Genomic DNA, 21,128 nt, shown 5'->3' with positions numbered 1-21,128 from the left:
TTTTATGAAGCTTTGTCAATCTTCAAAATGGATTCAATACAGCTTAGTTGCTGTTTCTTCACTGATCGCTTTGCCTCAGGCATTGGCACAGGATGCTGGCACCCGAGTTGCAGCTGTAAACGTTGAAAAAGTATTCAACGAATCAAATATGGCTAAGGCAAGTCAGACTAAGCTGCAAAATGAATTTACGAAGCGTCAGAATGAAATTCGTACTAGCGCTGAAAAGATTAAGGCTGCGGCAGAAAAATTAGATCGCGATTCAGCGGTCATGTCTGAGGCAGATCGTGTTCGCCGTCAGCGCGAGTTGGCTGACCAGGATCGCGAATTGCAGCGCAAACAACGCGAGTACACAGAAGATCTCAATCAGCGTAACTTTGAAGAGCGTGCCAAGATTGCTGAAAAAGCAAATCAAGCCCTCAAGCAAATCGCTGAGCAAAGAAAAATTGATGTCATTATTCAAGATCCAGCCTATGCAAATCCTAAGGTTGACGTAACTGATGATGTCATCAAGGCTTTGAATAGTCTCAAGTAAGTTTTATGCCCACCGCCATCGAGCTGGCCAAACAGTTTCAAGTAAGCTTGGTGGGGGATGGCTCCCTCGTGCTTCAGGGTCTCGCTCCTCTCGAGCGAGCCCAAGTCAGCCAGATTTCCTTTCTCTCAAATCCGCTATACCGTCAACAGGCTAGTGATAGTGCTGCTGGTGGATTGATTGTTAATCAAGCTGATGCAGATTTTCTCCAGGCAAATCCTGGAAGTAATTCGGTAGGGCGCGTCTATTTTGTTTCCAAAAAACCCTACGCTACTTTTGCCAGAATGGCGCAGCATTTTGCTAAAGCATCTGCGCCAATTTATGCTCCTGGTGTGCACTCAAGTGCCGCAGTAGACCCATCTGTAAATATTCCGGATTCATGTCATATCGGACCATTTGTACAAATTGGCCCTGGCGTGAAATTGGGTGAGCGTGTTAGCTTATTAGGCAATACTTCAGTTGCTAGAAATTCCGCCATTGCAAGCGACACTTTAATTTACCCCAATGTCTCGATTTATTCGGAGACTACTATTGGTGAGCGTTGCATTATTCACAGTGGTGCTGTGATTGGTGCAGACGGCTTTGGTTTTGCTCCTGATTTTTCTGCAACTGGCGCCGAGTGGGTCAAGATCCCGCAAACCGGTGCTGTAGTGATTGGCAATGATGTTGAGATTGGTGCATCTACGACGATTGATCGTGGCGCCATGAGTGACACCATCATAGGCAGTGGAACTAAGATTGATAACCAAGTTCAGATCGCCCATAACGTGGTGGTGGGTAACTGTTGCGTGATCGCGGGTTGTGCTGCCATCTCAGGTAGCACCAAGATTGGAAACTTCTGCATTATTGGCGGTGCCGCCAACTTTGCAGGTCATCTCACCATTGCTGATAAAACTACGGTTTCTGGAAATACCTCGATTATTCGTTCTATTACCGAGCCAGGCCAGCATTACACAGGCGTTTACCCTTCAATGCTACATGGCGCCTGGGAGAAAAATGCTGCCATTTTGCGCGGCCTCGATAAAATACGTCAACGCTTACGATTATTAGATAAATCTAAATAAATTCGTCACCACATTCAAAAATTAGAAACTTTATCCAGTAGGTAAACACATGAGCAAACCCATCGCTATCGATATCAATCAAATTTTGAAGTTGTTACCTCATCGCTATCCATTTTTATTGGTTGATCGCGTGTTAGAGATTGAGCCTCGCCAAAGTATTACTGCGCTTAAGAATGTCACCATGAACGAGCCATTCTTTCAGGGGCACTTTCCAGATTTTCCGGTAATGCCGGGCGTTTTAATCATTGAAGCCCTTGCTCAAACTGCTGCACTTCTGACCTTTTCGGAAGTGCGCGAAGAAAATGCCATTTACTACTTTGCTGGTATTGATGGTGCCCGCTTTAAGAAACCAGTATTGCCTGGCGACCAGTTAATCATGACGGCTAAGCTAGAGCGTGAACGTGCTGGTATCTACAAGTTTCAAGTCCAAGCCACTGTTGACGGTGAACTTGCTGCTGAAGCAAATATTACTTGTGCTGTTCGTACGAAAGGCGCGTAATGACTCGGATTCATGCATCCGCTGTAGTTGATAGCAAGGCTGAGATTGCTAGTGACGTAGAGATCGGTCCATATTCGGTCATTGGGCCAAACGTCAAAATTGGCGCTGGCAGTAAGATTGGTTCGCATACTGTGATCGAGGGTTACACCACGATCGGTAAAGAGAATAATTTTGCACACTTTGCGGCTATTGGTGGCGCCCCTCAAGATATGAAATACCGTGGCGAGCCAACACAACTCATCATTGGTGACCGCAATACGATTCGTGAGTTCACGACTATCCATACTGGCACATCTCAGGATGAGGGCATCACCAGAATTGGTGATGACAACTGGATCATGGCTTATGTGCACATTGCACATGATTGCCAAATCGGTAACCACACCATTTTCTCAAGCAACGCACAAATTGCTGGTCATGTGAAGGTGAGTGACTGGGCAATTATGGGTGGCATGTCTGGTGTGCATCAGTTTGTCCGCATAGGTCAACACGCTATGCTCGGTGGTGCTTCTGCGTTAGTACAAGACATTCCACCATTTGTGATTGCTGCAGGTGATAAGGCTTCTCCACATGGCATTAATGTGGAAGGGCTGAAGCGCCGTGGTTTCTCCAGTGAAACGATTTCTGCGCTACGTCAGGCATATAAAGTTCTTTACAAGGACGGCCTCAGTTTCGAAGAGGCTAAGGTAGAGATTCAGAAGATGGCGCAAGCTAGTGCATCTGATGCCGCTACAGCAGAAAAGCTGACTGAGTTCCATGACTTTATTGCCGCCTCTACACGCGGCATTATTCGATAGAGTCAATCTAGTGCCTAAACTTGCTTGTGTTGCCGGAGAGCCTTCGGGTGACTTGCTGGCAGCGCCAGTATTAAGTGCGCTCAAGCAGATCCCTGACACTTCCGGTTTAGAGGTCTATGGTATTGGCGGCCCTCGTATGCAGGCAGAGGGCCTGCGATCAGATTGGCCGATGGAGACCCTGAGTGTTCGCGGTTACGTTGAGGCTATCAAACAACTGCCTGCCATTCTAAAACTGCGTAAGGAACTCATCAGCAATCTCACTGGTGAAGGTCGCCCTGATGTGTATTTGGGTATTGATGCGCCGGATTTCAATTTGGGTGTTGAGTTGGCTTTGCGCAAGGCAGGTATTCCAACCTTACATTTTGTTTCGCCATCTATTTGGGCTTGGAGAGCGGGGCGTATTACGAAGATTAAGCAAGCAGTAGAGCGCATGCTCTGCATCTTTCCCTTCGAAACTGAGATTTATGAACGTGCCGGCATTAGCGCAACTTATGTTGGGCATCCGCTAGCAAGCGAGATTCCGCTAGAGCCAAATCCAGTAATAGCTAAGCAAAGGATAGAAAAAATCCTAAGCCTGCCAGTCAATGCATTAGATGGAATCGTGGTTTCTGTTCTGCCGGGTAGCCGGGGATCAGAGATTGAGCTCATTGCGCCAGTATTTTTTGAGACGATGGCCGAGCTTACGAAGCGCATGCCGGGGCAAGCAATTCATTTTGTGATTCCAGTTGCTACACCGCGCTTACGAGAGCCGCTTGAGGCGCAATTAAAAAATACCCTAGATAAAAATCCTGATCTCAAAATTTATCTGATTGATGGTGAGGCTGATGCAGTGCTTGAGGCTGCCGATGTCGTCCTCATTGCTAGCGGTACTGCTACCTTGCAGGCTGCACTCTGGAAAAAGCCAATGGTGATCTCCTATAAGGTACCTTGGTTAACCGCACAGATTATGAAGCGACAAGGTTACTTGCCCTATGTAGGCTTGCCGAATATTCTCTGTGCCGAGTTCGTTGTCCCTGAGCTTCTGCAAGATGATGCGACTCCAAGCAAATTGGCTGATGCCTTATTGGCTTGGTTAAATAATCCTAGCAAAGTTACTCAACTAAAAACCCGTTTTGCAGAAATGCACGAGACCTTGCGTAGGCCAACGGGCTTATTGGTTGCTCAGGCTGTGGCACAAACAATTACTGCCAGTAAAAATCGGACCACTGTGTGAGCATGATTTGGGTATGCGGTATTGATGAGGCAGGGCGTGGCCCATTAGCGGGGGCGGTGGTCGCTGGCGCTGTCGTTCTTGATCCCGAAAATCCTATTACCGGTTTAAAAGATTCTAAGAAGTTATCGGCTGCCAGACGCGAGTTTCTATTTGAGCAAATTCAACTCAAGGCAAAAGCCTGGGGTATCGGCGAAGCGAGTCCAGCCGAGATTGATGAGATTAATATTTTGCAAGCGACGATGCTCGCAATGCGCCGTGCAATTGAAGATCTCACCATACGTTTGGGCGGCTGGCCAGATAAAGCTTTAATCGATGGCAATCGCTGTCCCGAGCTTCCAATCTCAGCAGAAGCGATTGTGAAGGGCGATACCAAAGAGCCGGCGATTTCAGCGGCGTCGATCTTAGCCAAGGTGACACGAGATCGTCAAATGATGGCCTTACATGAATTACATCCCCAGTATGGCTTTGCTCAACATATGGGCTATCCGACAGAAGCGCACTTTGCCGCTCTTAAAGAGTTTGGCGCCTGCGATCAACATCGTCGCAGCTTTTCCCCTGTTCGAAATGTCTTAGCTCTGCATAGCTGATAATCCCAACTATGAAAATGGAATTTATTAGCTCAAAAGACAATTCCCTGTTTAAGGAAATTCGTCAATTACAAGCCACCGGCCCCAAAGGTCAAAAGGCCAGATTTGCTTACGGTCAGGCTTTGCTAGAAGGCATTCATTTAGTGCAAACCTGGGTAGGTAATCCAGGACTCAAGACCTTAATTACCTCAGAGTTGGGTTTGCAAAACCCAGAAATTGCGCAAGCCGTTTATGACCATGTAGAAATTTGTCCTGATACTCGGGTTTATCAGCTGGATAAAGGCTTGTGGGACTTGCTCAGTGATTTGGTCAATCCTCCACAGATTGCAGGCTTACTAGATCTCCCGGAGTCTGCATTAAATCCCCAAAAATCAGTTGCGACGATTACTGGGGATGTGATTATTTTGGATCGTATTCAGGATGCGGGGAATGTGGGCTCGATCTTGCGCACTGCTGCAGCGGCTGGCTTTACTCAAGTCATTGCATTAACGGGTTGTGCCCATCTTTGGTCAAGCAAAGTATTGCGTGCTGGGATGGGCGCACATCGTCTGCTAGATCTGTATGAGGGGTGGTCAACCCCGCAAGTGCTGAGCGCGGTAACAGCGCCTTTACTGGCCGCTACTGCTGATGGTGAGTTGGATCTCTTCAATATGCCCAAGGTATTAATACATCCTGTCGCCTGGGTAATGGGAAGCGAAGGGCAGGGCGTTTCTGAAGACCTCATGGCTCAAGCCAAGGGCGTATCCATTCCGATTGATCCAAGAGTTGAATCCCTGAATGTTTCTACGGCAGCAGCGATCTGTTTATTTGAAACGGTTCGAGTGCGCCGTAGTTAAAGAATGAGGCTAAGCAAAGTCAATATAAGACTAGCCTAGAATTGTTTTATCAGACTTAATGGATTGCAATACGGTAGTAGCGATCTCTTCAATCGATTTACTGGTTGTAGCTACCCAAGGAATAGATTCTTTTTTCATCATGGCGGTAGCTTCATTAATTTCATAGCGACAGTTTTCTAGCTTGGCATAGTTACTGCCTGGGCGTCGCTCATTGCGAATCTCCGATAAACGTTCAGCATCAATCATTAAGCCAAAAATCTTATTGCGATAGGGGATTAAATCCTTTGGTAATTGCCCACGTTCAAAATCTTCAGGAATGAGAGGGTAGTTAGCTGCTTTCATGCCGTATTGCATTGCCAGGTAAAGACTGGTTGGCGTTTTGCCCACTCGGGAGATGCCCACTAAAATAACATCAGCCTCAGCAAGGTTCTTGTTTGACTGACCATCATCATGGGCTAGGGAGTAGTTAATAGCCTCAATGCGGTTTTTGTAGGCTTCGGTATCAGCATTATGGTGAAGGCGGTTCATGGCATGGGTCGATTTGACCCCTAGAGCTTGCTCCAAAGGCGCCACAAAAGTCTGGAACATATCCAGAATCAAGCCATTAGCCTTACCGACAATCTGATTAAGGTCTGGATTCACCAAAGTGGTGAAAACGATGGGCTGAACTCCGTATTTGACGGCAGCCTGATTAATGCTAGAAACCGCATCATGGGCTTTTTCAGGGCTATCCACAAAAGGCACCCGAATGTGCTTAAAAGTGGCCTCAAATTGGGCCAAAATCGATTGGCTGAAGTTCTCGGCGGTAATGCCGGTACCGTCTGAAACAATAAAAACAATGCGGGTTTGGGTAGACATGAGATTGGCCTATCAGTCGTGGTCAGCACTACAATATGTAGTTAATGAAGTATGCCGTATTGTATTCGGCCGCTCGACCAGTTTCCTTATCTTTAGAGAGTATTTTATGTCCAACCAACAGCAACAAAGTAACGATGTAGCAAATGCCTATGTTTTGCCTTTTGAGCAACTCCGAATGACTGATGTTGAGTCAGTCGGCGGTAAAAATGCCTCACTCGGTGAGATGATTTCTCAGTTGTCCTCCACTGGAGTTCGTGTACCGACTGGATTTGCAACTACCTCATTAGCATTTCGTGATTTCTTAGAGCACAATAATTTGACTGAACGTATTCAGAAGCGTTTGGAGAATCTCAATATTGATGATGTGCGCGCTCTAGCTGAAGCTGGTAAAGAGATCCGCGGCTGGATTGAAACAGCCCCGTTTCAACCACGTCTGGATGAAGAAATTCGTACAGCATTTAAGAAATTAGATGATTCTGGCAAAGGTTCTTTTGCAGTGCGATCCTCCGCCACTGCAGAAGATTTGCCTGATGCTTCATTTGCTGGACAGCAAGAAACTTTCTTGAACGTTGAAGGTATTGACGATGTTCTGAAGAAGATTCGTGAAGTATTCGCATCCTTGTATAACGATCGTGCGATTTCTTACCGCGTTCACAAGGGCTTTGCCCATGCTGAAGTAGCCTTATCTGCTGGTATCCAACGCATGGTTCGCTCTGACTTGGGCGCTGCTGGCGTGATGTTTACCCTGGATACTGAATCTGGTTTTGAAGATGTCGTATTCATCACTTCTAGCTATGGCTTGGGTGAGACAGTGGTACAGGGTGCAGTGAACCCAGATGAGTTCTACGTATTCAAAACAACTTTGGCACAAGACAAGAAGGCAATTATTCGCCGCTCCTTGGGTTCCAAGTTGATTCAGATGCAATTTGCCCCAGCTGGTTCTGCTGAGAAGGTAATGACTATGGATGTCGCCCCAGAAAAACGCAATCGTTTTTCATTGGAAGATGCCGATATTACTGAGTTAGCTAAGTATGCCGTCATCATCGAGAAGCACTACGGTCGTCCAATGGACATCGAGTGGGGTAAAGATGGTCAAGATGGCCGCATTTACATCCTGCAAGCACGTCCAGAGACAGTGAAGAGTCAGGCAGCTGGCCAGGTAGAAATGCGTTACAAACTCAAGGGCACTTCTAAGGTTCTAGCCAAAGGCCGTGCGATTGGTCAAAAGATTGGTGCGGGTCCAGTTCGCGTAATTCGTGATCCTAGCGAGATGGACCGTGTGCAGCCAGGCGACGTCTTGGTTGCTGACATGACTGACCCTAACTGGGAGCCGGTCATGAAGCGTGCTTCCGCGATTGTGACCAATCGCGGTGGTCGTACTTGTCACGCAGCGATTATTGCTCGTGAGTTAGGCGTTCCGGCAGTGGTGGGTTGCGGCGATGCGACCGAACATTTGCAAGACGGCATGATGGTGACAGTTTCTTGTGCTGAAGGCGACGAAGGTCATATTTATGATGGTTTGATTGAGACTGAAGTGACTGAAGTTTCTCGTGGAGTATTGCCAGAGATCCCAGTTAAGATCACCATGAATATTGGTAATCCTCAGTTAGCGTTCGATTTCTGCCAAATCCCCAATTCGGGTGTTGGCTTGGCTCGTCTCGAGTTCATTATCAATAACTACATTGGTGTGCACCCACGTGCTGTATTGGAGTACCCAAACATTGATCCCGATCTCAAGCGTGCTGTTGAAAGCGTTGCTCGTGGCTATGCAAGCCCACGTCAGTTCTATGAAGATAAATTGGTTGAGGGTGTAGCAACAATTGCTGCTGCTTTCTATCCAAAACCAGTAATCGTTCGCTTGTCCGACTTTAAGTCAAACGAGTACAAAAAACTGATTGGCGGTTCACGTTATGAGCCGGACGAAGAGAATCCAATGCTGGGTTTCCGTGGTGCATCCCGTTACGTATCAGCAGATTTTGGCGAAGCCTTTGCCTTAGAGTGCGCTGCAATGAAGCGTGTTCGTGAAGATATGGGCTTGGATAATGTGGAGATCATGGTGCCGTTTGTTCGCACTATCAAACAAGCTGAGCGCGTGATCGATATGATGGCCAAGTTTGGTCTCAAGCGCGGTGTCAATGGCTTGCGCCTGATCATGATGTGCGAGATTCCTTCTAACGCCATCTTGGCAGATCAATTCCTCGAGCATTTTGATGGATTCTCAATCGGTTCAAACGATATGACTCAGTTAACACTGGGTCTAGATCGTGACTCCGGTATGGAACTGCTGGCAATTGACTTTGACGAGCGCGATCCTGCGGTTGAGTTCATGATTGCTCGTTCTATTGATGCTTGCCGCAAGCAAAATAAATATGTTGGTATTTGCGGTCAAGGTCCTTCAGACCATCCAGACTTTGCACGTTGGTTGGTTGCTAAGGGCATTACTTCAATCTCCCTCAACCCAGATAGCGTAGTGGCTACTTGGGAAATGTTGGGTAAGAAAGAAGCGTAAGCCTCAATTCCCAGTTGTTAGCAAGACTTAAAAAAGGCCTAGAGAAATCTAGGCCTTTTATCTTTTGAGCAGCAGTTAAATTAACGCTTAGTTTTTGCAGCCACTCTCTTCTTTGGGCTAGCTTTAACCGCCGCCTTAACTGGTGCAACCCCCTCTTTTGCGACCTTGCTATTGCGATGAATGGGCACTGCACCCATCTTCTTGGCAGGGGATGCAATCGAGCGTGATGGCGTTGCGCCTGACCAGCTAGGTTCCGCAATGGAATTAAATGCAGCACGTAATTTCTCGCCCCACAATTGATGAATCATTTGGAAGTAGGGGTTGGACTCATCCATGGTGACGAGTTTGCTAGCCTGTAATGAGTTCTTTTCATAAACCATGAGGTCTAGTGGCAGGCCAACAGAGATATTACTGTTGAGTGTTGAATCCATCGAGATGAGGGCGCACTTGGTGGCTAGATTGAGTGGAGTATCAAAGCTAATGACCCTGTCTAAGATTGGCTTGCCATATTTAGACTCACCAATCTGGAAGTAACAAGTCTCTGGCGTGGCCTCAATAAAGTTGCCAGCTGAATAGATGTTAAAGAGTCTTGGGCGCTCGCCCTTAATCTGTCCACCAAAAATGAGATTGCAATTGAAATCAATACCAGCCTTTTCCAGTGCCTTGTGATCCCGGTCATAAACTTGCTTAATGGCATCGCCAATGACAACGGCTGCATCGTGAGTGCTGTCTACATTCCACAGATTCTTTCCATTCAGAAGTTGCCCTTGTAGTAGGATTTCTTTCACGGCTTGAGTAATGGCAAGATTGCCAGCGCTCATCAGGGTAAAAAAGCGATCTTTATCCTTCTGAAATAAAGACATCTTTCTAAAGGTGCCGATCTGATCAACACCCGCATTAGTGCGAGTGTCAGATAAAAACACCAAGCCATCCTTTAGGCAAAGCCCAACGCAATACGTCATCCTGCAACCCCTTTAATTATTTCTCTGGATTATCTCTCACTTGGCTTGGGTAATCGAGATGCTGGCGCTTAACTCTTCACCACCTCCGCCAGAGCGAACCCCTTTGACAGGTGCTGCCGAGTAGTAGTCCCTGCCAATCGCTAGGCGAACATGACGTGCATCGGTAAAGCAGGCATTGGTGATATCAATACTGGTCCATAGACCATTATCAATATCAGTGCAGAAATCAATCCAGGCATGGCTTGCGAGGTTAGGCGCATCTTCAGCAAAGAAATAGCCACTGACATAACGTGCCGGAATACCTGAGGCACGACACAGCCCAAGCATGATGTGCGCATGGTCTTGGCAAACACCGGATTTCATGGCAAAGGATTGGGCAGCGGTGGTTGCAAAATTGGTTTGCCCTGGTGAGTACAGAATAGTCTCTTGTACTGCGGCAGCTAAAGCTAAGACCTGATCCACTGAATTTTTCTTGGGAAGAGAGGCTGCAAAATACTCCAGCATCTCTGCAGTTGGCTCAGTCAGATTTGTTTGTTGAAGTAGGTGGTAAGGGGAGACTGCCTTGGGCTCATCAATAAACTCAAAAGCATCTTGAGTATGAACCTCACCCTCTGCCTCAATCATCATTGATGTGTATGAACTCTCTTGCACAAAAACGCTATAGAGATTACCAAAAGCATCATGTGAAGTGCTTGCCTTAATGGGGGTGCTGACTTTCCACTTATCGATTATTTGACCGGCTACATCTGGTGGTGTTAGTCGCAACTCTTGAATAGAGTAGCGTACCGGTGTTTCATAGCGGTATTCTGTGCGGTGGCGAATCTTCAGGTGCATGGTGATCTTTAAGCTACAGCTAATGGAATAAGGTAGGCGTTACTGAATTCATCAGCAATATGATTGATGCGCTCTAAGAACTCTTCGATGAACTCCTCTAAGCCTTGCGAGAAAACCTCATCAATATCGGAGTAGTCTAGGCTTGCCTTGAGCTTACCTAGGAGGCGTTCAATTTCTTTGGATTGCTGATTCTTCATCTCTGCAATCAGGGGAATAAGCTCATTGACACAGCACACTAATGAGCGTGGCATTTGCTTATTGAAAATCAAGAGTTGAGCTACTTGCTTGGGGGTTACTTGATCAGAGTAGATTTGACGATAGATCTCAAAAGCAGAGACAGAGCGAAGCAGGGCAGCCCAGTGATAAAAATCAAAGAAGTTGCCATCAGCCCCATCAATCACTTCAGAGACATCGCCGTCAACTGACTTATCTTTTTTATTGGAACGCAATCCCTTTAGCGCTGCTTGACCTTCATATTTAGTTTCTAAAATACGAGCAGTGTTATCAGCCCTTTCTAGCAGGGTGCCGACATTCATAAAGTAGAAGGCTTCGTTCTTGAGCATGGTGCCATGCATCACGCCTCTAAAGAGATGGCAGCGATGCTTTACCCATTCCAGTAGTCTGCTTGGGTCGGCTTGATTTCGAGCCTCCAAAATGCGTTGCAACTCTAACCAAGTGGTGTTCTGGGTTTCCCATGCTTCAGAGGTAATCTTGCCTCGAATAACGCGAGCATTTTCACGAGCGGCAAATAGACAAGACACGATGCTGGAAGGATTGCTGGTTTCATAGATCATGAAATCCAATACATTCTCACGCGTGACAACATCGTATTTCATCAAGAATGAGTCTTCTAACTTGGAGATCGTGAGTAGCTTTTTCCAGCTCTGCTCTAAAAACTCTGCAGGCTGCGGGAGTAGGGAGGTTTGGTGATTGACGTCCAACATACGGGCAGTATTTTCTGCGCGCTCTGTATAACGGGCCATCCAGTAAAGGCAATCAGCGGTACGACTCAACATATTGATTTATCCCTTTTATTCTTCTAGAACCCAGGTGTCTTTAGTGCCGCCACCCTGTGAGGAGTTCACGACTAAAGAACCTTCTTTGAGGGCAACGCGAGTAAGGCCGCCTGGAACCATCTTGATTGTTTTTCCTGACAAAACAAATGGCCTTAAATCAATATGGCGTGGCGCAACACCAGACTCAACAAAGGTTGGACAGGTAGAGAGTGCGAGTGTTGGCTGTGCAATGTATTTATCTGGATTGGCAATCAGATGACCACGGAATTCTTCGATCTCTGCCTTGGTGGATGCTGGTCCAACCAACATGCCATAGCCACCAGCACCATGGGTTAGCTTCACCACCAACTTATCTAAATTGGCCAGGGTATATGCGAGATCATCTGGCTTACGGCATTGGAAAGTCGGCACATTATTCAGAATCGGTTTTTCACCTAAATAGAACTCAATCATGTCAGGCACGTAAGGGTAGATGGACTTGTCATCAGCAATGCCGGTACCAATGGCATTAGCTAAGGTCACATTGCCTGCTCGATGTGCAGAGAGTAATCCAGCAACTCCCAATGTGGAATCAGAGCGGAATGCGAGCGGATCCAAGAAATCATCATCAACGCGGCGATAGATCACATCCACACGCTCAGGGCCTTGAGTAGTACGCATAAACACTTGCTCGTTCTTAACAAACAAATCTTTGCCTTCCACCAATTCAACACCCATTTGTTGAGCGAGGTAACTGTGTTCAAAATAAGCCGAGTTGTACATGCCTGGTGTGAGCACGACGACATTGGGTTTCTTGACATCATCTGGTTTGACTGACTTTAAGCACTCCAATAAAAAATCTGGATAGTGCTCTACCGGCGCAACTCGATATTTCTGAAACAGATCAGGGAAGAGGCGCATCATCATCTTGCGGTCTTCAACCATATAAGACACGCCAGATGGAACGCGCAGGTTATCTTCTAGGACATAGAACTCACCTTCACCAGCGCGCACGATATCAATTCCAGCGATCTGCGCATAAATGTCTCGCGGCACGTTGACGTTCCGCATCTCTGGTCGATATTGTGCATTGTTATAAATCTGCTCAGCAGGAATAATTCCGGCTTTGATAATTTCTTCTTCGTGATACACGTCGTAGATAAAGCGATTGAGCGCTTTAACCCGTTGACGAAGACCAGCCTCGAGCTGCTCCCATTCTTTGGCGGTAAAGATGCGGGGCACTTGATCAAAGGGAATGGTTCTCTCAGACCCCAGATCGTCTCCGTAAACAGCAAAGGTAATGCCAACTCGTCGGAAGATGAGATCAGCTTCAGCGCGCTTGAGGCCCATAAGGGTGTCGCTTTGCTGCTTAAGCCAGTTATGGAAAACTTGGTAATGGGGACGCGCTTTTCCGCTGGCGTCGAGCATTTCATCAAAAGGCAATTTCATAGTTACAAACTAACGCCTTTGGGTGTTTCAAAAACTGAGGGATGGAGCAGCTTGGTGCTCTATGCACTTTATTGGTGCATTAATGACTAAGAAACCTACTCCGAGACTTAGGCGTTCAGGTCGCCTCGAGCAATACGACCTTTTTGAACTTCCCATTCACGTTCTTTGGTTGCGGCACGTTTGTCATGCTGCTTCTTACCTCTAGCAAGCCCAATCTCGCACTTCACATTGCCTTTCGAGAAATGCAGGTTCAGTGGGACAAGGGTGTAGCCCTTTTGCTCAACCTTACCAATCAGCTTTTTAATCTCAATGGCATTGAGCAGAAGCTTACGGGTGCGGGTGCTGTCTGGAACGATATGGGTTGAAGCCGATAGTAGTGGGGTAATGTGACAGCCGATCAGGAATAGCTCCGCCCGACGGATGACAACATACGCTTCTTTAATGTGGACTCGACCGGCGCGGATGGCTTTTACTTCCCAGCCTTCTAGAACCAGTCCTGCCTCGAACCGTTCCTCGATAAAATAATCGAAGAAGGCTTTTTTGTTATCGACGATACTCATATTTATTTAGCTTCTCAAGATCGATTATGGCAGACGTCTACAAGACCGTTTTAATTGGCCAATCAGCCGACCGTATGTATGGCTTAGTTACTGACGTTGCACGTTACCCAGAGTTCTTGCCCTGGTGCGGCGGCGTGGAAATTTTTGAGCAAACCGAGACCGTTTTGGATGCCAAAATCAACATCCACTTTAAGGGTATTGACCAGTACTTTCATACTCGAAACATCAATCACCGCCCTGAAACCATCGATATGGTCTTTGTAGATGGGCCATTCAAGCATTTTTCTGGGCAGTGGAACTTCATCCCGCTTAAAGAAGATGCCTGTAAGGTGGAATTTAAGCTCCACTGGGAATTTAAGAGCGTCATCCTAGATAAGATCATTGGCCCGGTATTTGGTCATATTGCAGGTACCTTTGTAGATTGCTTCGTGAAGCGAGCCGAAGATCTCTATGGCTAATCAGCCCATGGAAATTTGGATTTGCGATGCTCGCTTAGGTGAGCCCAAACTGAGCCCCTTCACAGTCCATTTTTTGCCATCCGAGGCTCCCACAGTGGGTCTAGCTCTCATTAAGGCTGGAATAGCCCAAAGCCCGGAAGATCCCAGCCTTGCCAGAAAAGGCTGTTTTGGCGTCTTTGGCAAGCGCAAGGACTGGGATAGCCCAATTTATGAGGGTGATCGTCTGGAGTTGTATTCACCTCTCCTGGTAGACCCCAAGGCTGTCCGCCGCAAGAAGGCCAATCAGAATCAAGATGCCAAATTCCAAGCTGCCGCAGCTAAAAGAAAGGCTAGGAGGCTATAATCGGTTTTTGCGACTAGGGGTTTTGCATGCGACTCATTCAAAAAGCACTCACTTTTGACGATGTGCTCCTTGTACCGGCTTATTCTTCGGTACTTCCTCGAGATGCCAGCTTGGCAAGTAAGTTAACTCGAGATATTTCACTCAATACACCGTTGGTTTCCGCGGCGATGGATACCGTCACTGAAGGTCGATTAGCAATTGCTATGGCCAGCGAAGGTGGTATCGGTATTGTTCATAAAAATCTCAAGCCTGCTGAACAGGCTAGGGAAGTGGCTAAGGTCAAACGCTACGAATCTGGCATTTTGCGTGATCCGATTACGGTCAGTCCGGATGTCACGCTTCGTCAAGTGATTCAACTTTCTCGCGAGCATGGTTTCTCAGGATTTCCTGTGCTTACTGGTAAAGAAGTTGTGGGAATTATTACCAACCGCGATTTGCGCTTTGAAGAAGACTTAGATGCGCCAGTGAAAACCAAGATGACTCCACGTGAGCGCTTGATCACAGTCAAAGAAGGTTGCACTCTAGAAGAAGCAAAGCGCTTGATGAGTCAGCATCGCTTGGAGCGTGTGCTGGTAGTGAACGATAAGTTTGAATTGCGCGGCCTCATCACTGTTAAGGATATTTTAAAAGCTACTGAGCATCCCAATGCTTGTAAAGATAGCGAAGGTAAATTGCGTGTTGGTGCTGCGGTCGGTGTTGGCCCAGATAACGATGAGCGTATTGAGCTCTTAGTTCGCGCAGGCGTTGATGTGATTGTGGTGGATACCGCTCACGGCCATAGCCAAGGGGTTTTAGATCGCGTTAAGTGGGTTAAGAAAAATTACCCTCACGTGCAAGTGATTGGTGGAAACATTGCCACTGGTGATGCTGCTAAAGCATTGGCTGATCATGGTGCTGATGGTGTTAAGGTCGGTATTGGCCCCGGCTCTATCTGCACTACCCGAATTGTTGCGGGCGTTGGTGTTCCTCAAATTAGTGCGATTGTGAATGTGGCTGCTGCACTCAAGGGCACAGGCATTCCATTAATTGCAGACGGTGGTGTTCGTTATTCCGGTGACGTTGCCAAAGCATTAGCTGCTGGTGCAAGTTCTGTGATGATGGGCGGTATGTTTGCTGGTACTGAAGAGGCTCCTGGTGAAGTGTTCCTCTATCAAGGTCGTTCATACAAGAGCTATCGCGGCATGGGTTCTTTGGGCGCGATGGCCGATGGTTCTGCAGATCGTTACTTCCAAAGCGATATCAGTGCAGCGAATGCAGAGAAGCTGGTGCCAGAAGGTATTGAAGGTCAAGTGCCTTACAAAGGTAGTGTTCTCGCTATCTTGCATCAACTGACTGGTGGTATCCGTTCTTCAATGGGTTACTTAGGTTGCAAAACGATTGATGAACTTCATGAAAAAGCGAATTTTGTGGAAATCACTTCAGCGGGTGTACGCGAGTCACACGTTCATGATGTGAAGATCACCAAGGAAGCCCCGAATTACCACATTGACTAAGAAGTAAAAGCAGCTTGAATTTAAGGTAATCCTTTCGTGCACGACAAAATACTGATTCTCGACTTTGGTTCACAAGTCACCCAATTGATTGCTAGACGCGTGCGTGATGCCCGCGTCTACTCAGAAATTCATCCTTACGATTGCGATCCAGAGTTCATTCGCAAATTTATTCAAGAGCAGGGTGGCAAAGGAATCATTCTTTCAGGTGGACCAAGCTCTGTTACTGAAGAGGGAAGTCCTCGTGCGCCACAAATCGTTTTTGAATTGGGCGTTCCCGTTTTAGGTATTTGCTACGGCATGCAAACTATGGCAACCCAACTCGGTGGTGCTGTTGCTTCTGCTGAGTCTTTGGGTAAAGCTCGTGAGTTTGGTTACTCAGAAGTGCGTGCCCATGGTCACACCAATTTGCTGAAAGGCATACAAGACTTTTCTACCAGCGAAGGTCACGGTATTTTGAAAGTGTGGATGAGTCATGGTGACTCAGTCACTACAATGCCGCCAGCATTTAAGTTAATGGCTTCTACAGAGTCTTGTCCGATTGCGGGTATGGCTGATGAAGAACGCCGTTTCTACGCGTTCCAGTTCCATCCAGAAGTAACGCATACCTTGCAAGGTGAGGCCATCTTAGCTCGCTTTGTGCACGATATCTGCCAGTGCAAACCTGACTGGGTCATGGGTGATTACATCAGTGAAGCGGTTGAGCATATTCGCAAGCAAGTTGGCAATGAAGAAGTCATTCTTGGTTTATCTGGTGGCGTCGACTCTAGCGTAGCTGCGGCATTAATCCATCGTGCGATTGGTGATCAACTCACTTGCGTATTTGTTGATCATGGCCTACTTCGTTTAAACGAAGGCGACATGGTGATGGAGATGTTTGCTCGTAATCTTGGCGTCAAAGTGATTCGAGTAGATGCTAAAGACAAATTTATGTCTGAGCTTGCTGGTGTTGCTGACCCAGAAGCTAAGCGCAAAATTATTGGTAAAGAATTTGTTGAGATCTTCCAGGCTGAGTCTGGAAAGATCGAAAAGGCCAAGTGGCTTGCTCAAGGAACTATTTATCCAGATGTGATTGAGTCTGCTGGTAAGGGCAAGAAGGGCGCGCATACGATTAAGAGTCACCACAATGTGGGTGGTTTGCCTGAAGATATGCACCTCAAGCTGCTTGAGCCATTGCGTGAATTGTTTAAAGATGAAGTGCGTGAGCTTGGCGTTGCTTTGGGTCTGCCGCGTGAGATGGTGTATCGCCATCCATTCCCAGGTCCTGGCCTTGGAGTGCGCATCTTAGGTGAAGTGAAATCAGAATTTGCCGACTTGCTCCAGCGTGCTGACGCGATCTTCATTGAGGAGTTGCGCAATACGATTGATGAAGCAAGCCAAAAATCCTGGTATGACCTTACCAGTCAAGCCTTCGCAGTGTTCTTGCCAGTGAAATCTGTTGGCGTCATGGGTGACGGTAGAACTTATGAGTATGTTGTTGCGCTCAGAGCCGTTCAAACACAAGACTTTATGACTGCGCACTGGGCTCACTTGCCTCATGATTTGCTTGGCAAGGTATCTAATCGCATTATTAACGAAGTGCGCGGCATCAATCGCGTGGTCTACGACATTAGCGGAAAACCTCCAGCAACTATCGAGTGGGAGTGAAAACACGCTTGTAAGTCCTTGATTTATATGGATTTACGAGTTACACAAAAGTTTCACACTAAACAATAAGTCGTTGTATTCCTTAGCAATTTAATTTACAGTTGTTGAAATAGTTACACAACTTTGTAGCTATGAAAACAGATAGCTACAACGTAAATTAAATGCCAACTAAAAAAGTTAAAACAAATGGAACAGAAGTAGTCATATTTGAAGACGCTGTAATTTACAAGCGTGGAGAGTATTGGCACTTTAGGTTATGGCTAACAAAAGAGCGTAAATACGCACGATTTAGCTTAAAAACAAATAACTTAAACACAGCTAAAGAGCTTGCTAAGAAGCATTACTACGAGCTTAAGGCAATGGAATATGGTGGTAGAACTTACTTTAGCAAAACAGCTAAAGATGGTGTTGCTATGTATTTGGAAAAGCGTAAAAAAGACATAGATATAAACATTACTAAAGGTAGGTTTAGCACAATAAAGACACACTTAGAGCATTGGCTTAATTTTATTAAGCGTGATACTAAGTTAAAGGAATTGCAAATAACAGATTGCGAAGACTATTACAGTAAAAGACAAGAAGGCTTAGGTAAAAAGCAATCAATAAGCACTACAACTGTTGAGAATGAGCAAGCAACGATTAATGCAATGATGAAATGGTTACATAAGCATAATGAAACATATATAAATGGATTTGAATTTACTAAGCTAAAACGTGCTGATAGAGGTGATGAGAGCTTAAGACGTAATAGTTTTACTGATGATGAGATTGTGGATATACGTAATGTATTGGATGCATACATTACAGAGGCATTGCAAAACATTAATGCAACTGGAAATTTAGTTAAAGCGATTGCTGGTTATTACTTTGTAATTAGCTTAATGTTTGGATTGCGTAGAGGTGAGCAGACACAATTAGAGTGGCGTGATTACGAAGAATTTAGACATAGAGTTGGCAATGAGAATTACGACTTAGTTAAGCTAACAGTAAGAGCAGAGATAAGCAAAGTTAATAAGACACGCAGAATTGTTGAAAAAGATATACGTTATTTTGCAGAATTATTTAACTTACAGTATCCACGCATAACAGCATATCAAAAAACAAAAGCGAAAGAAGAGCAGAAGAAATTTGGGAATACTTTAATCTTCAGCGTTAATGGTGACACAGCTATTAGCAATAGAGCAATTGCATATCACTTCGATAAAGTAATGAAATTAGCAGAGATTGATAACTTAGAAAAGCGTAATATAGTTCCATATAGCTTTAGACACTATTACATAACGCAAAAAGTTAATAGTGGATTAGTGCCAACATCAGTTAGTGAAATTGCTGGAACAAGCACTACACAAATTGAGAATACTTACTACCACACGACAGATGCTAAGCTAATTGCGAATGCATTTGCTGGTTACACACTTAAAGACGGATTACTTATCCCAACGTAATATTAGATATTGTCTGTCTTGCCTTAGCAATCTTCTGTCTATCACGTTCAGCCTTTAATGCTTTATTAGCATTATCCTTTTGTAGTTGTAAAGACTTAATACGTTGTTGTTGTGGAGTAGGTGGTTTAATTACTTCTTGTATCTTCATATCATTACAGTTGTGTTGGCTGATGTGGCACATTGCTACTACCAAATATTGTTTGGAATAACTTATATGCCTGTGCTTGATTCTGTGCATACAAAATAGTCTCAACCCACATTCCACTTGCATTCACAATAGCTTTATATCGTCTCATTACATTATTTAGTTTTTCTTATGTTTACGTGCCCCAAATACATATTAGATGGGGCACGTAAGTAACACTACTTCTTAAATGCTTTGCGTGTTTCGTTACTAACTTCTGCAATTGCATCATCAAATTCTCCAGCAATAACAGCTTCCTTAAGTTTGTTCAATGTTCCAATTAATTCAGTTCCATTAGTAATCTCAATTGCATTAGCACCTTTCTTGTTAAGTGGAAGTGTTTTAGCACCATACTTAATTGCTAAATTAATCTTATTGTCACTTGTAATCCAAAACCACTCCTTAATACGCTTAATAGTTTCAACTGTGACACGCTCACCAGTTTCTTTATTAACAATAGTCTTAAGTCGTTTAGGTGCAAAAGTTTGCTGATTACGCTTGGCTTCACACATATCAATCTGTTCCTGCACTTTAGCAAGTAACTTTGTCCTACGTTGCATTAGTGGTGAGGTGGCATTTGTTTTAGTGCTTGTAATTAGCTTTAAGTTTGTAACTATGCTCATTTGTAAGTTCTCCTATAAGTTAATGGGCATACTTACTTTATGGCTGATTAATAGCGATTCCTACCTAAATCTGCCACCAATTCTCACCAAAAACCAAATAATTCATTAAAAAATAATTGGTTTTATTACATACGCATAAATATGTGTATGTCTAATAACCAAGCTCTTAAGCAAGCATACGTAGAAACAATTAACCAATTTAGTCCACGTCTTACACACGCTGTAACTGTGACGTTCAAAACACGTGCATACGTGCTACCAAAAACATACCAAAAATGCACCCAAAACCAGAGTAACGTGTTTATTTCTGCCCAAAAATTCCAACCAGAAAGCTGGAATTGGGGGGATAAAAAGGTTTTGGGTGAATGGAAGTGGTTAAACGAGCAAGTAGCAGAAGATACATTGCGTTATTTCTACTCAAAACTTGCATATATGGCATATGGTAAAGACACAAAAAGGACAACAACTAAGGCATATTCACAACCAACAATGATTACAAGCATAGAAGGCATTTACAGCGACAAACGCATACACGCACACTTAGCAATTGGTAACCTACCAAAAAATATTGATATTAGAAATACTATAGAACGAGCTTGGTGGGCTTGTGACTTTGCACATAAAAGCATAGTCATAAAGCCACTAAGCAACACTTATGGCTGGCTTGATTACATTACTAAAGAAGCAAACGTTGGAAACGTAGATGCTTTACGCATACAAAGCATTAAACAACCCCAAATCTACTTAAGTGACATTAGCGTAGAAAACAGCTTGTAATTAAGTAGTTTTGGACAATTTGGAATACAAATTGAGCATAGTATTTAATGCTTAATGCGAAGCTTTGCCTAAAATTTACTTACAGCAAGACTTATTTGCTTGTATAGGTGGGCAAGGAACAGTTCCGTAGCTACAGAATACACAGCAATCCCCAGCTTTTGGCTTAAGCACAGTCCCACACTCTAAACATTTATAGAAAAACTGACAGCTATCAGTGGGCATTACTTCTGCTTGTTTATGCTGACAAATAGGGCAAGTGATTACAGAATTAAGTTCCATAGCAAAAGTGTAGCTCAAATCAACGCTGTAAGCAAAGAACTTAGCAAGCTGAATGCAATCGTAGCTGAGAACTTAACAAACGCTACTGTGACGCTTTAAACAAGTCTGCAAATTAATGTGGGTATTAGACGACAAGATTACTAAATAGCAATATGTAATCTCTTACATTAAGTATTACATTTGGCTATTA

24 protein-coding genes are annotated in these 21,128 nt (G+C 45.1%); 14 read left to right on the top strand and 10 right to left on the bottom strand.

What is annotated here, in order from left to right; genetic code table 11:
* Positions 1 to 4 precede the first annotated feature (4 nt).
* Genes FD975_RS06700 through FD975_RS06670 form a run of 7 tightly spaced genes read left to right on the top strand, consistent with a single transcriptional unit; the run spans position 5 to position 5,525 of the window.
* Positions 5 to 532, top strand: a complete 528-nt coding sequence (locus FD975_RS06700) for an OmpH family outer membrane protein (protein ID WP_215301278.1) — start codon at positions 5 to 7, stop codon at positions 530 to 532.
* Between the two features lie 5 nt (positions 533 to 537).
* Entirely contained in the window at positions 538 to 1,593 is a 1,056-nt protein-coding gene (lpxD, locus tag FD975_RS06695) for a UDP-3-O-(3-hydroxymyristoyl)glucosamine N-acyltransferase (protein ID WP_215301276.1), read from the top strand.
* A gap of 49 nt (positions 1,594 to 1,642) precedes the next feature.
* Positions 1,643 to 2,092, top strand: coding sequence for a 3-hydroxyacyl-ACP dehydratase FabZ (gene fabZ / locus FD975_RS06690; protein ID WP_015421422.1), 450 nt, complete (start codon positions 1,643 to 1,645; stop codon positions 2,090 to 2,092).
* The gene (gene lpxA / locus FD975_RS06685; RefSeq protein ID WP_215301274.1) at positions 2,092 to 2,889 is read left to right on the top strand and encodes an acyl-ACP--UDP-N-acetylglucosamine O-acyltransferase; all 798 of its coding nucleotides are present in this window, start codon (positions 2,092 to 2,094) and stop codon (positions 2,887 to 2,889) included. The genes fabZ and lpxA overlap by 1 nt, the downstream gene beginning before the upstream one ends.
* Positions 2,890 to 2,899: 10 nt before the next feature.
* Entirely contained in the window at positions 2,900 to 4,102 is a 1,203-nt protein-coding gene (gene lpxB, locus FD975_RS06680; RefSeq protein ID WP_251371165.1) for a lipid-A-disaccharide synthase, read from the top strand.
* Positions 4,099 to 4,689 (top strand): ribonuclease HII, encoded by a 591-nt coding sequence (gene rnhB / locus FD975_RS06675; RefSeq protein ID WP_215301269.1) that lies wholly within the window; start codon positions 4,099 to 4,101, stop codon positions 4,687 to 4,689. The genes lpxB and rnhB overlap by 4 nt, the downstream gene beginning before the upstream one ends.
* Before the next feature lie 11 nt (positions 4,690 to 4,700).
* The gene (locus FD975_RS06670) at positions 4,701 to 5,525 is read left to right on the top strand and encodes an RNA methyltransferase (protein ID WP_215301267.1); all 825 of its coding nucleotides are present in this window, start codon (positions 4,701 to 4,703) and stop codon (positions 5,523 to 5,525) included.
* 30 nt (positions 5,526 to 5,555) lie between these two features.
* On the opposite strand, the gene FD975_RS06665 is transcribed toward FD975_RS06670, so the two are convergent.
* Positions 5,556 to 6,383: a pyruvate, water dikinase regulatory protein gene (locus tag FD975_RS06665; RefSeq protein WP_215301265.1), complete on the bottom strand. Its 828-nt coding sequence runs from the start codon at positions 6,381 to 6,383 to the stop codon at positions 5,556 to 5,558.
* 106 nt (positions 6,384 to 6,489) lie between these two features.
* Here FD975_RS06665 and ppsA point away from each other — a divergent pair, with 106 nt between their 5' ends.
* Entirely contained in the window at positions 6,490 to 8,892 is a 2,403-nt protein-coding gene (gene ppsA / locus FD975_RS06660; RefSeq protein ID WP_215301263.1) for a phosphoenolpyruvate synthase, read from the top strand.
* Between the two features lie 80 nt (positions 8,893 to 8,972).
* Here ppsA and FD975_RS06655 read toward each other — a convergent pair whose 3' ends face one another.
* From FD975_RS06655 to smpB, 5 genes are all read right to left on the bottom strand, one after another.
* Entirely contained in the window at positions 8,973 to 9,854 is an 882-nt protein-coding gene (locus FD975_RS06655) for a proteasome-type protease (RefSeq protein WP_215301261.1), read from the bottom strand.
* A 36-nt stretch (positions 9,855 to 9,890) separates the two neighbouring features.
* Complete coding sequence (locus FD975_RS06650; RefSeq protein ID WP_215301259.1) at positions 9,891 to 10,688, bottom strand: transglutaminase family protein; 798 nt, start codon at positions 10,686 to 10,688, stop codon at positions 9,891 to 9,893.
* A gap of 8 nt (positions 10,689 to 10,696) precedes the next feature.
* A complete protein-coding gene (locus FD975_RS06645; protein ID WP_215301258.1) occupies positions 10,697 to 11,704 on the bottom strand; it encodes an alpha-E domain-containing protein in 1,008 nt (335 codons plus the stop codon).
* Positions 11,705 to 11,719: 15 nt separating this feature from the next.
* Positions 11,720 to 13,132, bottom strand: a complete 1,413-nt coding sequence (locus FD975_RS06640) for a circularly permuted type 2 ATP-grasp protein (protein ID WP_215301256.1) — start codon at positions 13,130 to 13,132, stop codon at positions 11,720 to 11,722.
* Between the two features lie 107 nt (positions 13,133 to 13,239).
* Entirely contained in the window at positions 13,240 to 13,692 is a 453-nt protein-coding gene (gene smpB / locus FD975_RS06635; RefSeq protein WP_015421400.1) for an SsrA-binding protein SmpB, read from the bottom strand.
* Between the two features lie 26 nt (positions 13,693 to 13,718).
* Between smpB and FD975_RS06630 the strand changes: the two genes are divergently transcribed.
* The 5 genes from FD975_RS06630 (at position 13,719) to FD975_RS06610 (ending at position 19,075) form a co-directional block, all read left to right on the top strand.
* Positions 13,719 to 14,150, top strand: coding sequence for a type II toxin-antitoxin system RatA family toxin (locus FD975_RS06630; protein ID WP_215301254.1), 432 nt, complete (start codon positions 13,719 to 13,721; stop codon positions 14,148 to 14,150).
* On the top strand, positions 14,143 to 14,493 hold the full coding sequence (locus FD975_RS06625) for an RnfH family protein (RefSeq protein ID WP_215301252.1): 351 nt from the start codon (positions 14,143 to 14,145) through the stop codon (positions 14,491 to 14,493). The genes FD975_RS06630 and FD975_RS06625 overlap by 8 nt, the downstream gene beginning before the upstream one ends.
* A gap of 26 nt (positions 14,494 to 14,519) precedes the next feature.
* Entirely contained in the window at positions 14,520 to 15,986 is a 1,467-nt protein-coding gene (gene guaB, locus FD975_RS06620) for an IMP dehydrogenase (RefSeq protein ID WP_215301250.1), read from the top strand.
* A gap of 36 nt (positions 15,987 to 16,022) precedes the next feature.
* Complete coding sequence (guaA, locus tag FD975_RS06615; protein ID WP_215301248.1) at positions 16,023 to 17,630, top strand: glutamine-hydrolyzing GMP synthase; 1,608 nt, start codon at positions 16,023 to 16,025, stop codon at positions 17,628 to 17,630.
* Positions 17,631 to 17,791: 161 nt separating this feature from the next.
* The gene (locus FD975_RS06610) at positions 17,792 to 19,075 is read left to right on the top strand and encodes an integrase (RefSeq protein ID WP_215301246.1); all 1,284 of its coding nucleotides are present in this window, start codon (positions 17,792 to 17,794) and stop codon (positions 19,073 to 19,075) included.
* On the opposite strand, the gene FD975_RS06605 is transcribed toward FD975_RS06610, so the two are convergent.
* The 3 genes from FD975_RS06605 to FD975_RS06595 all read right to left on the bottom strand — a co-directional run bounded on the left by FD975_RS06605 (position 19,062) and on the right by FD975_RS06595 (position 19,882).
* Positions 19,062 to 19,223, bottom strand: a complete 162-nt coding sequence (locus tag FD975_RS06605; protein ID WP_215301245.1) for a hypothetical protein — start codon at positions 19,221 to 19,223, stop codon at positions 19,062 to 19,064. The genes FD975_RS06610 and FD975_RS06605 overlap by 14 nt on opposite strands.
* Before the next feature lie 4 nt (positions 19,224 to 19,227).
* Positions 19,228 to 19,371 carry a hypothetical protein gene (locus FD975_RS06600; RefSeq protein ID WP_215301242.1) on the bottom strand — a complete coding sequence of 48 codons (144 nt, stop codon included), beginning with the start codon at positions 19,369 to 19,371 and terminating at the stop codon, positions 19,228 to 19,230.
* A gap of 67 nt (positions 19,372 to 19,438) precedes the next feature.
* Positions 19,439 to 19,882 carry a DUF6641 family protein gene (locus FD975_RS06595; protein ID WP_215301240.1) on the bottom strand — a complete coding sequence of 148 codons (444 nt, stop codon included), beginning with the start codon at positions 19,880 to 19,882 and terminating at the stop codon, positions 19,439 to 19,441.
* 147 nt (positions 19,883 to 20,029) lie between these two features.
* On the opposite strand from FD975_RS06595, the gene FD975_RS06590 reads away from it, so the two are divergent.
* Complete coding sequence (locus FD975_RS06590) at positions 20,030 to 20,659, top strand: hypothetical protein (protein ID WP_215301238.1); 630 nt, start codon at positions 20,030 to 20,032, stop codon at positions 20,657 to 20,659.
* A gap of 75 nt (positions 20,660 to 20,734) precedes the next feature.
* Here the strand turns inward: FD975_RS06590 and FD975_RS10480 are convergent, their stop codons facing one another.
* Entirely contained in the window at positions 20,735 to 20,938 is a 204-nt protein-coding gene (locus tag FD975_RS10480) for a GDCCVxC domain-containing (seleno)protein (RefSeq protein WP_251371162.1), read from the bottom strand.
* Positions 20,939 to 21,128: the final 190 nt, after the last annotated feature.

Source organism: Polynucleobacter sp. AP-Jannik-300A-C4 (assembly GCF_018688335.1).
In the GTDB taxonomy this organism is placed as follows: domain Bacteria; phylum Pseudomonadota; class Gammaproteobacteria; order Burkholderiales; family Burkholderiaceae; genus Polynucleobacter.
Note: the sequence above shows the minus strand (reverse complement) of the source record. Positions and strands in the feature narration are given on the sequence as shown.